This is a genomic window from Bacillus sp. RC252 (assembly GCF_044909215.1).
Lineage (GTDB): Bacteria > Bacillota > Bacilli > Bacillales > Bacillaceae_G > Bacillus_A > Bacillus_A mycoides.
Genome location: NZ_JBIYDV010000031.1, coordinates 14,209 through 28,758 on the forward strand (window position 1 = coordinate 14,209; position 14,550 = coordinate 28,758).

The 14,550-nt window shown below is 35.3% G+C and carries 11 protein-coding genes and 1 pseudogene; 4 read left to right on the top strand and 8 right to left on the bottom strand.

Features of this window, described 5'->3' with window-relative positions:
- Positions 1 to 372: 372 nt before the first annotated feature.
- The gene (locus tag ABH960_RS27965; RefSeq protein WP_404449652.1) at positions 373 to 1,260 is read right to left on the bottom strand and encodes a CPBP family glutamic-type intramembrane protease; all 888 of its coding nucleotides are present in this window, start codon (positions 1,258 to 1,260) and stop codon (positions 373 to 375) included.
- Positions 1,261 to 1,620: 360 nt separating this feature from the next.
- On the opposite strand from ABH960_RS27965, the gene ABH960_RS27970 reads away from it, so the two are divergent.
- From ABH960_RS27970 to ABH960_RS27980, 3 genes are all read left to right on the top strand, one after another.
- Positions 1,621 to 2,946 (top strand): erythromycin esterase family protein, encoded by a 1,326-nt coding sequence (locus tag ABH960_RS27970; RefSeq protein ID WP_404449654.1) that lies wholly within the window; start codon positions 1,621 to 1,623, stop codon positions 2,944 to 2,946.
- A gap of 202 nt (positions 2,947 to 3,148) precedes the next feature.
- On the top strand, positions 3,149 to 3,727 hold the full coding sequence (locus ABH960_RS27975) for a sensor domain-containing protein (protein ID WP_098780070.1): 579 nt from the start codon (positions 3,149 to 3,151) through the stop codon (positions 3,725 to 3,727).
- Positions 3,728 to 3,841: 114 nt separating this feature from the next.
- Complete coding sequence (locus tag ABH960_RS27980; RefSeq protein ID WP_404449656.1) at positions 3,842 to 5,629, top strand: response regulator; 1,788 nt, start codon at positions 3,842 to 3,844, stop codon at positions 5,627 to 5,629.
- A gap of 259 nt (positions 5,630 to 5,888) precedes the next feature.
- Here ABH960_RS27980 and ABH960_RS27985 read toward each other — a convergent pair whose 3' ends face one another.
- The 3 genes from ABH960_RS27985 to ABH960_RS27995 form a co-directional block, all read right to left on the bottom strand.
- Positions 5,889 to 8,279, bottom strand: a complete 2,391-nt coding sequence (locus ABH960_RS27985) for a penicillin acylase family protein (protein ID WP_404449658.1) — start codon at positions 8,277 to 8,279, stop codon at positions 5,889 to 5,891.
- An 80-nt stretch (positions 8,280 to 8,359) separates the two neighbouring features.
- Complete coding sequence (locus tag ABH960_RS27990; RefSeq protein WP_404449660.1) at positions 8,360 to 9,121, bottom strand: DnaD domain-containing protein; 762 nt, start codon at positions 9,119 to 9,121, stop codon at positions 8,360 to 8,362.
- 424 nt (positions 9,122 to 9,545) lie between these two features.
- The gene (locus tag ABH960_RS27995; RefSeq protein ID WP_404449662.1) at positions 9,546 to 10,127 is read right to left on the bottom strand and encodes a TetR/AcrR family transcriptional regulator; all 582 of its coding nucleotides are present in this window, start codon (positions 10,125 to 10,127) and stop codon (positions 9,546 to 9,548) included.
- 221 nt (positions 10,128 to 10,348) lie between these two features.
- On the opposite strand from ABH960_RS27995, the gene ABH960_RS28000 reads away from it, so the two are divergent.
- A complete protein-coding gene (locus ABH960_RS28000; RefSeq protein WP_404449664.1) occupies positions 10,349 to 11,596 on the top strand; it encodes an MFS transporter in 1,248 nt (415 codons plus the stop codon).
- A gap of 171 nt (positions 11,597 to 11,767) precedes the next feature.
- Here the strand turns inward: ABH960_RS28000 and ABH960_RS28005 are convergent, their stop codons facing one another.
- From ABH960_RS28005 to ABH960_RS28020, 4 genes and pseudogenes are all read right to left on the bottom strand, one after another.
- Complete coding sequence (locus tag ABH960_RS28005) at positions 11,768 to 12,226, bottom strand: hypothetical protein (protein ID WP_002146698.1); 459 nt, start codon at positions 12,224 to 12,226, stop codon at positions 11,768 to 11,770.
- A 382-nt stretch (positions 12,227 to 12,608) separates the two neighbouring features.
- Positions 12,609 to 12,920: a DUF3895 domain-containing protein gene (locus tag ABH960_RS28010; protein ID WP_404449666.1), complete on the bottom strand. Its 312-nt coding sequence runs from the start codon at positions 12,918 to 12,920 to the stop codon at positions 12,609 to 12,611.
- A 249-nt stretch (positions 12,921 to 13,169) separates the two neighbouring features.
- Positions 13,170 to 13,331, bottom strand: a pseudogene (locus ABH960_RS28015) (alpha/beta fold hydrolase); the annotation flags it as partial.
- Positions 13,332 to 13,772: 441 nt separating this feature from the next.
- Positions 13,773 to 14,504 carry a M15 family metallopeptidase gene (locus ABH960_RS28020; protein ID WP_404449668.1) on the bottom strand — a complete coding sequence of 244 codons (732 nt, stop codon included), beginning with the start codon at positions 14,502 to 14,504 and terminating at the stop codon, positions 13,773 to 13,775.
- Between the last annotated feature and the right edge of the window lie 46 nt (positions 14,505 to 14,550).

A 14,550-nucleotide genomic window follows, 5' to 3' on the forward strand; every position in this document is an offset into this window, starting at 1 on the left:
GCTTATTCTATACAATGTTTCACATATATTCCACAAGAATATTAATGAAATTTCATCAATAAAAATGCTATTCACCCTTTATCCATACCTTATTCATACTAACCTCCTAAAAATAGTAAGGTAAATAAAAAAGGAGCGTATTTCCGCTCCTTTTTTATCTTTTCACGATTGAAGTTATTGAATTTTTTCTGATAATCTAACCACATCTATCTTTTCGTATAAATAAATTTTCATACTCATAAATGTATCAAAAAATTTTTATCTATATTCGCTTTTTGTTTGTATTACTTTTACATTTACTTCATTCGTATTACTTTCATATCTTTGAATATTCATGATTACACCTCCATTATATTTGTATATAACATCCGCCTAATTATGATATTTGGTAAAATTAACCATTCGAGACGTAATTATTGCAGTAATTAAGATAATAATAGCGGTTATCAAGCCAGATTCTCCAATCCAAATCTCAGTTTGATATCCTGTACTTGCACGTGTGAAAGGTCCTTGAATAATGGCATTCCAAGTAGCATGGATGATAACCGAAGGCCAAATGCTACCTGTGATAAGTCGTAAATAAGCTGTAATATAACCGAATGGCACAATACAAAGATAGATACCAAGTACTGAAAGAACGACAGATGGTCCCGCTACATATAGGCCAGCAATAACAATTGGAACATGCCACGTTGCCCAAATCAATCCACTAATAAGGATGGGCCGTGAACACTCTGCATCAACTAGCCTTGTGAGCATATAACCTCGCCACCCCATTTCTTCTCCCAAAGCTGGGATTAAGCCAAGCAAGCTTCCGAAAATGCCGCTCAATACTACTAGATAAATGAAACTGAATGGTGCCGTTACATACTGAAGTCCAAGCATATTGTAGATTGGTTCTAACATACCACCTTCGGGATGCTGAAACCCCGCAATTCCGCTCAACCAGGCGATAGAATAAGTAATTCCGCAAATAATCATAGGGATTAGCAGAGCAAAACCAATCCCCTTCCATATCTTTAAGTTACCGAGACTAAAAGATACATCTTTAAACCCTTCTTTCAGTATTATGCGAGTCAAAATAGAAGATAATGCTGGGGTAAACATATATACCACAATAAGCGGCATACTTTTCGTAATTATTACTACTACATTTAGGATAACAGAAGTAATGATTAAGATACTCAGAAATAGTTGAAGTCCTATTTTAGCACGTTGGATTTTATCTTTATTGTGGAACGATTTTGCGTGTAATCTCATTGTAATCCACCCTTCCCTTTTCATTCACTTGTTTATCGAATTTACTTCTTGGCATTTCTACAGACACAACTTAGAATAAAAATATTTTTGTATACAGATTCATTCATCTTTAAAATCCCTCCCAAATTCATAATCTAGTTTTACTTGCGACTCATCAATGTAATTATTATTTATAAGTTGTCATAGCCGATAGTACAAAAGTGTAATGATTAGTCTATGACCTGTGTCAATTAACCTTATGACAATATGTAACTAGAAAATATGATATGGGATAGATAACAATTGAATTAAGGCAATTGATTCGTGCAAGTACATGAATCAATCTCGCTTTTAAAAATAATTCAATTGAGGTGGAAAAAAATGAATAAGAAAAGAATAATTGCAATGGTTAGTACAGCTTTATTAGTCACAGGATGTGTAGAAGTAGGAAAGGCTCAAACAGTAGCAGTCGAAAATTCAGGCCAATCAATCCAAAAAAATATAGTTAAATCAATACAATCACAGGCTTATCCATTAAAAACGATAGAGCCGTCAAAATCATTTGAAGATTTAAAACCACTTAAGAAAATGATTGGGAGCGCACAATATGTAGGATTAGGAGAGAATACTCATGGAAGCTCTGAAATTTTCACTATGAAGTTTCGCCTTGTGAAATATTTGGTTACTGAGATGGGTTTTACAAATTTCACAATGGAAGAAGATTGGGGAAACGGCTTAAAGCTAAATGAATATATCCAAACAGGAAAAGGAAACCCTAGGGAATTTTTAAATTATTTATATCCTACTGATGAAATTTTAGCCATGATTGAGTGGATGAAAGATTATAATGCTGATCCATCCAATAAAAAAAAGATCCAATTTATTGGGCTCGACTTAAAGGAGTTGGACCAAGGTTGCTTTAATAAAGTAATTGATTATGTAAGGCTGCATCGACCAGATTTGCTGGCAGAAGTAGAAGAAAATTATAAAGAATTGTCGGCTTTTAATGGAAGTACACAGGAATATATGGACCTTGCTCCTGAAATAAAAGAAAAGTTCAAAGCAAACGCTGAGAGAGTAGCTCGATTACTAAAAGATGAGAATAAGCAATCCAACACAGAAATAGCTTCACCCGAGTACATCTGGGCGAAAGCAACGGCAAGTGCAATAGAGAAATTTACCACAATGCTAATTCCTAACGACTATCCAAGTATGTTAAGGCTACATGAGCAATACTTGGCCGATCATGCAATGTGGGCACAAGAGACATTGGGTGGTAAAACAATGGTATGGGGACACAATATTCATATAGCTAAAGGAATTATCGATGAGAAATTATACCCTTATGTTGCGGGGCAGTATTTGAAGGAACGTTTAGACAATAATTATGTCACAATTGGCAGTACAACTACGGAGGGGAATTTCACCTTATACAACGACACAGGAGATAAGATTATAACGGATCCGATTCCACAAGATGTAAATAGTTTCAATTATACTCTCGGAAAAGTACCATATAAAATGTTTTTATTGGATAATCGTCACCTTAAAGGACCAGCAGAGAAATGGGTTAAAGCAAAAAGACCATTACTAAGTATAGGGGCACGACTCTTACCGAACGAATCGGCATACTTTGATAAGTCATTGCTTGAGCAATTTGATATTATTTTTCATATTCGAAAAACAAGTCCATCTCATATTAAATAAAAGTACAAAACAATCCCTTCTCGCATCTGCAAGAACGGGATTGTTTTATGGAGATTAATATAAGCATCTTTTTTAACCAGAAGTAGGTTACTCTCCCCTTTTTAGCATCATTTAGAAATGTCATATGACACTTTTACACTAGTGAGAATGACAAAAAAAGCAGTACAATTCGGTTATTACATAGATAGGAGCGATGAACTTTATGAAATCAAGATTCATCCAGAATGGTTATTTTTTATTGCTAACTTTCGTTACAGGATTGTTTTATTTTTGTTTTTATCTAATAGCTCTGCTATTCAGCTTCACCCTTTCATTTACGGTAATTGGGATTCCACTAGTTATACGCGTACTACAGACTACTACACCTTTTATCCAATTCGAGCGCATACAGACGAAAATTTATACAGATATTTCAACAGACTCTTATGATAGAAGTATAACAATAGATACATCGAACTGGACTCAGGTGAAATTAGTGCTTACAGATCGTCGTACTTGGTCTGCTGTCTTTTGGTTAATGCAGAAATTAGTGATTGGCATTTTCAGTCTCATTAGTGCAATCATTTTTTATGTAATGCCACTTATGTTGCTGTTGGCACCACTACTGTATCAATACATCGAAATGAATATTATATTCATACAGATAGATACTTTTGCCAAGTCCCTCTTTGTAATGTTTATGGGTATAGTATTTACCGCCATAAGTATTAGAATAGTAGATGGTTTGACAAAGAAACTTGGGGGCTATACACGTAGCATGATTCGGCAACTAAATCGATAGAAGTTTGCAATCTGTGCGTAGTATCGCAGTTTTAAATTTAAAAGTATAATAGGCATGAAGGATTAAATTATAATATATGAAGTAAAAAGGTAGGCTACTTAGGGGGTAAATGACTTGTTAGATATGGTTAAGTATTGGTTTTGGTACGATTGGATTATGTTAGGGATACGTCTACTTACTAGTGTGTCTATCATCCTAGCTACATTAAGTTTTCAGGATGGGTTAACATTGCCACTTTGGATTATTATTCTTTGGGAGGTTGTTGCCTTCTCAATTCCATGGGTAGCCTTACTGTTCAATTACAAATATTACTTGTTCACAGAAATACTGCTATATGGTGGACAATGTATATATTTAACCTCATTATTTCCGGAAGCTTACAACATATTTCTTATATCAGTGTTTCTAATTGCTGTAAATAGTAAGCATTTGTCCTATTATTGGACAGCTCCAACAACAGTTTTTATAACAACTGGAATTTTCTATGCTGTTGCGCCAAGTAATAGCTATTGGACTATGGTCACCTACTATGGATTCGCTTATGTAATGGGATTCGCTTTTCATTTATTAATCGCCAATCATAAGCAAAATGAAGTAATTCGTAAACAAAACGCGGTACTTGAGCAATATATGTCTCAGATTGAACGCATTACACTGGCAGAAGAACGGAACAGGCTGTCGAGCGAGCTTCATGATACAGTTGGTCACGCTTATACTTCTATTATTATGGGGATGGAAACGTTGCGTACCGAACTTGCTACTGAGATGGGTATACAGAGGCTAGATTCTCTGCTTGAAATGGGACGTAAAAGTATTGAGGACGTGAGAGGTTACCTACATCAAATGGATTCTCCGTGTCAATCCCCTTCCTTGATTCAATCTCTACAAAATCTTGGAGCCGAATTTCAGGAGCACGCTCAGGTAAATGTAAGTTTTAGGACATTCGGAGAGGAATATCAACTATCTCAGCAAGCGAAGATCGCATTCATTCGTTGCTTACAAGAGTCCCTTACGAATGCAGTACGTCATGGCCAGGGGACTGAAATTATAGTTTCATTGCAGTTTGAACAACAATATACGAGGTTAGAAGTTCAAGATAATGGAAAAGGAAATGTAGAATGGCAGGAAGGCTTCGGTATGAATGCGATGAAAGAACGGGCAATGAATTTGCAAGGTCAATTGTCTGTATATACAAAGCCAGAGGAAGGAATGCTTGTTACATGTACCATACCGCGACAAACTGAAATAAAAGATGGACTTATTCGTTTGTTAATTGTAGATGATCAGCCATTTGTTCGGGAAAGTTTGAGGACACTACTCGATAGATATGAAGATTTAAATGTAGTCGGTTTGGCTGAGGATGGCAATCAAGCCATCGATTTGTGTGGGCGCCTTCAACCCCATGTTATACTTATGGATTTAGATATGCAGCACATGGATGGAGTCGAAGCAACCAAAAAGATTAAGCAACAATGGCCACATATCCGCGTATTGATTTTTACAACTTTTCAAGATACCGAACAGGCGTTGGAATCGCTTCGCAACGGTGCGGATGGTTTTTTACTCAAATCTATTGAAACGTTGGAGCTAGCTAATACGATCCAACTTATTCACAAAGGTGGGACACTGATTGATCAGGGAATGTCTCACAAAATATTTGAGAAGTTTGATGAGCAAAAAGAGACACCTCAATCAAAAGCAACCGCCTATGAGCTAACAGCTAGGGAGATAGAAATATTGCAGCTAGTAGCAAAAGGACTTCGATACACTACCATAGCATCAAGGTTATATTTATCGAATGGTACGGTCAGAAACTATGCTTCCACAGCTTATACAAAGTTAGGAATCCGTAACAAAGAAGAAGCTGTTCAAAAGGCTCTAGAAATTGGAATTATTGAATAACAAAATGTTATGCGGTGTATAAAAATGAGCAACAAAGAAAAAGAACACTTTGTGTGGTTTCTTTTGTAACAGAGTAAATAAGGCCCGTTATCGTATAAGTAAATGTTAAAACACTTACTGTTTTGTCATAATAAAATCATTGAATCTTATTCTCTAAAATACAAAATCCTACTATCAATTTAACTGATAGTAGGCTTTTAAAATGATTTAAGAACTGGGTTATGTTCTAATTTAACAGTTTTCATCAGTGGAAATATTATCACTTCGGCTGTAAAGTTAATACTTCCCCTTCAATTCCATCTGTATTTAAAGTAGTCGTATGATACTCACCATTCACCCAATCATCTATTTGATCATGATACCAATCGCTTCTAAAATGTCCTGACTGTCCCGGCCCCACTATATGATAACCGTTTGACATATCTTTCGTATCAATGACAAATCGCCAAGAAGCTCCATGATTTACAATACCGTTATCTCCGTAATTCGCTGCTTGAACGGTAACTTGACTTCCTCCAATTGGAACTGGTTTCTCACGATTAAATGCGAGTAGTGCCAATATACTAGATGATCTCGAAATTGGATGTGTAAAAGCAAGTTGATGGTAATCGCCCCACTTCCACTCTGCAACATTCGGTCCATATTCCTTCTGTAATTTTTTCATTACATTTTCGTACGATGTATGCACAACTTTCGTGAACCCTCCGTACTTCGTAAACCAAGCGCTATTTTCTCCTGCTACTTCTTTTCGAATCAATTCATCAACTACTTGTGACTTCCCTTCAAATAACTCCATCACATCTTTCGGTATTTCTTTTGAAAATAGCGTATTCGAAATCTCTTTCATTAACAAATGGAATATTAATGGTGCAGCTTCATCTTTACTATCGTAAAAATTCCACTTTGTTAATTGTTTTACGCCTTCTTTCTCTACTTCATTTAAAGATGCTTTATTTAACTCTTTTAAAAATATAGGAGCAAATTCTTTCCCGTATAAATTTTTTTGATCCATCTGTAACTCTTCTAAATCTTTTACCGTATACTTATCCTTCTCTTGCAAAAACTCTTGAATACGCATTTGCCTGTAGGGTTGCGCCCACGTATTACTAATATGGTACGGATAATTATCATCAACAATTTTATTATTTGCAGTTGAAATAAACCCTTGTTTTGGATTTATTACTTTCGGTAGCTGATCAAACGGAATATACCCTTCCCATTCATATTCATCTGTCCATCCTGGCACTGGCAAACTACCATCACCTTTTTTACGCACTGGTATATTTCCATTCGCTTTGTAAGCAATGGTTCCATCATTTGATGCAAACACAAAGTTTTGAGTTGGTGTATGAAAATCTTGAAGAGCCGTTTCAAACTCATTCCAATCTTTCGCCTTATTCATATTTAATACAGCCTTTAATTCAGCGGAAGGCTCCAAAGCAGTCCATTTCAAAGCGAATACTGTTTTTGTTTTCTCTTTTCCTTTATCCGCAAACTCTGAAATAACTGGACCATGCCTCGTAACCGTAACGTTATACGGAATTGTTTTCCCGCCTTTTACTTTAATAGATTCATCAACAACCGTAGCTTTTTCCCACTTATCGTTATACAAAAATTCATTTTCATTATTAGGATTTCGCTTCTCAATATATAAATCTTGCACATCAGGACCTGTATTCGTAACGCCCCATGCTATTTTGTCATTGTGTCCTAATATAACGCCTGGTACTCCTGCGAAAATAACGCCACTCACATGTAAATCTTTCATTTCAAGTTGCGATTGATACCAAATAGAAGGTGTCGCAAGAGATAAATGAGGATCATCCGCTAAAATCGGCTTACCAGATACACTCTTTTCACCACTCACAACCCAGTTATTACTACCGTTAAACTCTGGTGGAATAACTGTCTTTGAAAAACTTTGTGCTACATCCACATTTGTATTTTTCAATTCAGCTAGCAATCTAGGCGCATCTTTCGGATATGTAGGAAATAGCTCATTTGCTTGCTCTTCCGGAAGATTTTTCAACGCCCAATATCGAAATGCTTGTCCGTGCCAATGTCCTCCTAAATCAAACGCCATATACTTTCCAATCGTTAAAGAGTCCACAATTGACCATTCAGCAGGTTCATAACCTAATAGAGTAAACTCCACTGGCAATTTCTTTTCGGCCTTCGCTTCACGTATAAAAGTATTCACCCCATCCGCGAATGATTGCAGGGCATATTTCGCTTCTCCATCATATTGACTAACAGATGCTTCTGCCGCTCGCCGTAAACCCAGCGTTCGAAACAATTTATCTCGATCAACAGCTGCTTCCCCTACAACTTCACTTAACATACCAGAAGCTTGTCTTCTACTTAAATCCATTTGAAACAAACGATCTTGCGCTTGTACATACCCTTGCGAGAAATATAAATCATGCGCATTTTCCGCTTTAATATGTGGTACACCTTTACTATCTCGCTTTACCGCAACAGCATGTTGTATATCCTCTAGCTTTATCGTTCCATCTATCTTTGGCATAGATCTCAGCGTATATATGTTCAAAAAAATCATAGCGCAAATAAACAAAAAAAGAACGATACTACTAGACCAAATAAAAATTCTTTTTCCCCTTTTTCGTTTCTTTTTTATGACGACTTCCATACAATCCCTCCTCTCTCAATCTATTCGCTTCTATTGTGAAAGAACCTTTTAGAAAAGAAGAAATCATTAACTTGCTCATGCTATGGATCATACAAACTGAATACTTCTCTCTTACGCACTATTTCCTTTCCTTTATTAAAGCTTACTCGTCCTTTCTTACACCAATTCCTCAAAATCCCCTTCACATAAGCAAGTGTCCCCTTATTATTTTCAAACGCAATTTTAAGTGCCTCTAGTACTTTATCTCCTGAAACTCTTTGCATCCATCCCTTTAATTCCTTCACTATATATGGAGATAAACTACTTATATTTTGTTCGTAAAACTTGTAAACTTCACTATGCGGAGTGACCTCCTCTACTATTTCTACCTCTTCCTTCTCTTGAATAATTGCTTGTTGTGAATTACTACTAACCTCTTCCTCTGGCATACCAAAATACTGAAGTAATAACGGAATCTTGCATTCTTCTTCAAGACATTTACGCAAAAACTTATGTAGGAACTCTTTACTTTTCACCATTTTCAGCTCACGTAATACACATTTCTCTATGTTCGTATTAAAAATAGAATTATAGTGTAGCCAATTTATAATGAATAACTCTTTCGTTTCCGCATCATATAAAATCTTCCCGTATTCCACAAACCGGTTCAATAACTTCTCAACAGTCTCCATACTGTAACCAGTTTCAAGCTCTGCCAAACGTTTTGGCAATATGTAAATACCACATTGCTTCGTTTTCGTACCAGTTAACAAATATATATAAAAATAACGCTCTTCTGGCGTTAAATCTAATATGAATTCATCTTGCCAAAAGTTCACCTGCACATTACGGTACACCGCCATATGTTTCCCACCTCCTTTTATTCATAAAAAGGTAAATTTCAATCCTTCAATATACATATAGGAATGAGGGCTTTGTTTTTGCATTTGAATTCCAAATTTTTTTAACTACTACAACGACGGTTTTATTTTTTCGCGCTTTTTTGTTCTTGTAGTTGTTTTTGTTTTGTTTTTTCTTAGTGATTTATTACTTGGTAGGTGCTTATAAGGGGCTTATATAGTGTTTTCATTCCTCTCTTATCCGATGCCTAATTACAAATGTCTCCAACAATCTTCATATATTGCAGACAACCATTATGATTCACCTGCTCATATTTACACGAAAATAAAAAGCACTTGTTGCCTTCGTAGACAATTCAGTGCTTAAAGTTTATAAATAAAAGTGTCTATAATCGACATAGTTGATTGATATACAATTCTGTTACATTTATTTTAGTAACGATAATATGATACATACCGAATTATCTATAACTGAACGTTCTGGGCGAGATTTCATTAACACCGTTAATCCAATTAATGAAGTGACTAGCGTTTGTGCCAATGCTTTAGCATTTACATCACTTTGCAGTTCTCCAGACTGAATACCTTTGGCGATTAACTCTTGAAATATAACTGAAAGATACATCTGATGTTCTCTAGTCAGCACTTCAAATTTTTCATTATGGGGAGCAATTTCCACCATTGTATTAATACAAAAACAGCCTTTATTTGATTCTTTTTTATATTCCTCTTCCACCATATTTTCAAAAAATATACGAATGGCCTCTTTTACAGATTGTTCTTTTTGAAGTTTCGTTCGAATGCTAGCTGCGTGTAAATTCGTGTATCTCCGTAATGCAGCTTCAAACAGCCCTTCTTTATCACCAAATGCTGCATATAAACTCGGTCTTTGTATTTCCATTTTAGCAGTTAGATCGCTTAATGAAGTAGCGGCGTATCCTTTTTCCCAAAAAAGTTGCATAGCAGCATCCAAAGCTTTTTCTTTATCAAATTCACGTAGTCGAGCCATTTAATCCCTCCTCTTTTTTCACCTGTTTTCTAAATTATAAATCACTTTTTTATGTACTAATCAGTATATTATATATCGTATTAAATTATAAATGATATGTCAAAAGAAACTGAATTTAATTTACAATTCACTTGACATAGCAACTTATCCTTGATTATATTTGACTTACGAAATAATATATCGTTCGGTACATTATTTTAAAAACAAAAGGAGATGATATTATGGATACTAAAGAAAAAATGACAACTGCTCTTACACAGAATAATGATCAGTTCCAATCACCTATCAATACAATCATGCCCGGATATATAACTCTATTATTTTCAATAGCTTGCGGGATGGCTGTGGCGAATATATACTTCGCTCATCCTCTACTTGATTCTTTATCAAATGCGTTTAAGATCAACCATTCAACTATTGGTATCGTTATTACGATTACTCAAGTTTGTTATGCACTCGGATTACTTTTATTAGTTCCACTTGGTGATTTGTTAAACCAAAAAAGACTTATTATTGTTCAAATGCTTTTATCCGTTTTCGCTTTAATTGTGGTCGGAGTCGCTCCTTCCAGTACCGTACTTTTTATAGGTATGGCCTTAGTCGGAATTCTTGCGACTGTTACGCAGACACTCGTCGCATACGCATCCATTTTAGCTAATCAAAAAGACCGTGGGCGAATAGTAGGTTTCGTCACGAGTGGTGTCGTAATAGGAATTCTACTTGCACGTACATTTGCCGGAACATTAACAGATTTAGCGGGATGGCGTTCCGTTTATCTTACCTCTGCTGCACTTATGCTCTTCGTAATTGGTTTGTTATATCGTAATTTACCTAATCTTGAGCATAAAAAAACAGCTATGACCTATCGTAAATTATTACATTCCGTTCTCTTATTATTTGTAGAAGAGCGCCACTTACGCATTCGCGGAATATTAGCATTGCTTATTTTTACTTCCTTCAGTATTTTATGGACTTCATTAGTTTTACCTTTAAGTGCTGCACCATATAATCTATCACATACAGCTATCGGAGCATTTGGTCTTGCTGGAGTTGCTGGTGCATTAGCTGCCACTAAGGCCGGACAACTCGCTGATCGCGGATTGGGAGAAAGAACTACTGGCATAGCCTTATCCTTATTATTACTTTCATGGCTCCTCATTAAATTAATGAACCATTCTCTATTCCTACTAGTTGCCGGTGTTATCCTTTTAGATTTAGCTGTGCAAGCTGTACATGTCACGAACCAAAGTATACTTTTCACAGTGCGTCCTGAAGCTAGAAGTCGGCTCACTGCTAGTTATATGATTTTTTATTCTATCGGCAGTGCTACAGGTGCAATTCTTTCCACAAACATTTATGCAAGCTACGGATGGAACGGAGTTTGTATATTAGGTGCATCCGTTAGTGCTTGTGCTCTTTTATTTTGGGCAATGACCTTACGACAATCCTCAAAACTAAAAGAAGAATAATTCATTTGTGTATTTTCTAATATGTATTTTTCTACAAGACTATAGAATACCGTTTACTTTTTAAAATAAATCAACGGCATTTTCATATTAAAAATGCCGTTGATTCCAAACTTTTATGTATGCGATTCGCCATTTCATGATAATAGATCATATACTAGCGAAATACATCTATTACAAATTACCTTTAACTTGTCCAACAATCTCATTTATCGTATTTTGATCAAACTTATCACTAATTTCGTATGGCTTACGATCTCCTACTAATTGTACCCCTACGATGTCTTTGCGGTCCTTACCATATTGCACTTCAATAATAGATCCGCGCTCTATTTGTTTCCAAATGTAACCTGCTTCATCTTTATTATCTAAAATAATACAGTCCTCAATATTTTCATCAATCCCAATTAACTTGTTATCATCCATATACCCAACCTCGTATTGTAGACGTTCTTTCGCTTTTCCGCTTACTAATATACCCGCGCTACCATATGAGTAATCCATATAGTCCTTTTTCTCCGTTTGTACCGCTTTCGGCTCTTGTACTTCAGTTTTTTCAGTAGTCCCACAACCGGTAATAAGACCGATTGGCATAACTGCAGTTAATACTACTCTAGTAAATTTCTTTATCATTTATAACTAACCTCACATGATTAAGTTTCAGTTTCATTTATCGCTTTATCAAAGGATAACATGGCAACGCGAAGAAAAAGCCAAACAAAAAATATTATTTACATTTCCCACTTATATAAGGGACTAGGCCGTTTAAACCTAGTCCCTACATTAACTTTAACTTTTCTTTACATGCTTAATGATGCTTCATCCTCATTTCTTTACTATACCCTGTACAACTTATGTGTTAGAAACTTCTTCTTTCATTTTATCCCGCTATTTGTGGGCAGTAAGACTCCCACCTCAAAATTCGGCTGGAGCAAAGAAGTTAGGTGGGAGAATAACTGCCCGTAAACGCCCGATTGGTGTAGGCTAATAATCAGTGGGGGATGCCCCCCACTGATTAAAGTTTCACTTTATATACCCTATCTCTTTTCTCATCACTTTTGACAAAAACCAGCTTTCCTTCTTTAACAAAACCTTCTAATAGTAAGCATACTTGTCCATATGCTTTCGGCTTATTCGTAGTGAATCTTTCATCGGGTATTTTACCAGCTCGTATTAATTGTTCACATAGCTCAAGTGCACTTATTTCTTCAGAATTAAATAATCCCAATATATCTTGTTGCAATGGCGATAAAAGTACTGGTATCTCAGCTACCTCCACCGTTTCTTTTTCCTCTTCAAATAAATCTTCAAATGAAATTTGATTCATTACATCTTTTCCTTTCTGATAATGAATTTGCTTAACATGAACTGAATCTTATATGTACTAGAACTTTTAAATTTAGTTATTGTTATGTAGTCCTTACCTCTTTACATAAATTTTATAACTCATATGCATCATTTTAAGTAGTATGTTTCAATTATACCAAATATACGTTCTATCATCTATTGTAGAATTCGTTATTGCAGAAATGAAAGCAATGGTGAACATCATCTGATTTGTTAGTTGCACAAAACATGTAACAAATCTATACTCATCTTTTAGTTTGTCAGCCACTTCTATAAAAGTAAGACTAGAGCCACCTAACCCATGTAAACAAAAGATAACCGGATTTTTCTTATTACCCCATTCTGTGATGTGTACTTTCTTATGTCGATTATTAACAAAATATCTCTTCACCCTATTCAGCTCCTAAAATATTTTCCCTACACCAACTATTTCATCTTAACAAAATTTGTAAGATGCTAACAAATAAAAACACTACCAATCGCAGTGTTTGGGCTACCTCCACATGTCTATCAAGCTAAGAAAAGCTAACATCCAAAACAAAAAAGATGGCGAGGTTAATATTGTAGCATCTGGAAAGTAGGCAGTCTCTAAAGCCTAGTTAAGCAGATACAGTAAGCAAGTATTCTATGTTACGAATGAAAAAGAATCTGATATGAATATCAGATCCTTTTTCACTGCTTCTTTTATAAATTTAATTTCTTGATACATATATCTTTTCACACGATAACTGGTTCATACGTGCTCAAATTATCATACACCGTTTTCGCAATACTAGGAGGAAGGTTAATACTTCCACCAGATATGGCTTTTTAATAGAATCCAAGTGTATTTTTATTTGCTAGACTTAATTTTTTCGCAATACTCTTCTAAAGTTAACCCTTTTTCTTTTAGATAAACAGCAACTTCTTTTCCTACGTAACGATAGTGCCATGGCTCATACTTAATGCCAGTAATATTCTCTTTATCTTTTGGATAGCGGAGAATAAACCCATACTCTGCAGCATTCTTATCTAACCATTTGAATGCATCGGTAGTTTCAAATTTTGCATTTAAATCTTCTACAGTATTCTGCCATTCAACTGAAATAATGTCTAATGCTAATCCAGTATGATGTTCACTTGCGCCAGGATACTGAAGATATTCCAATGCCTTAGCACTAGCCTCTTTATCCGACAAACCTTGAGATTTATAGCTTTTAACTGAAGCATCATAATACGTTTGTTGTAATTTTATAGCTCGATAACTTGATCTTAAATAAAGATTGATCCCCTCTTTTTTTGCAGCTGTTACCATATCCTGATAGGAAGTTGCAATTCTGCTATCGATTTTCATATTTGGCTTAGCATTTTGGGTAATACTTGTTAATTCAATTCCTAGTTCCTTTGGTAACATATGCTCTCTATTTACAAGGATAATTCTCCAATCATTAAGATCAGAGATAGGTAAAACATCTTTTTTATTCGCATTTATCTCATTTTTATTTTTATCGTTATTATTAGTAGTTTCCTGAGATGTTTGCTTTCCACTACAAGCAGCAAGGCTCCATCCCAATGTCAATACCAATGCTAAAATTATAAATTTTTTAATTGTATCTCATTCCCTTTTTGTT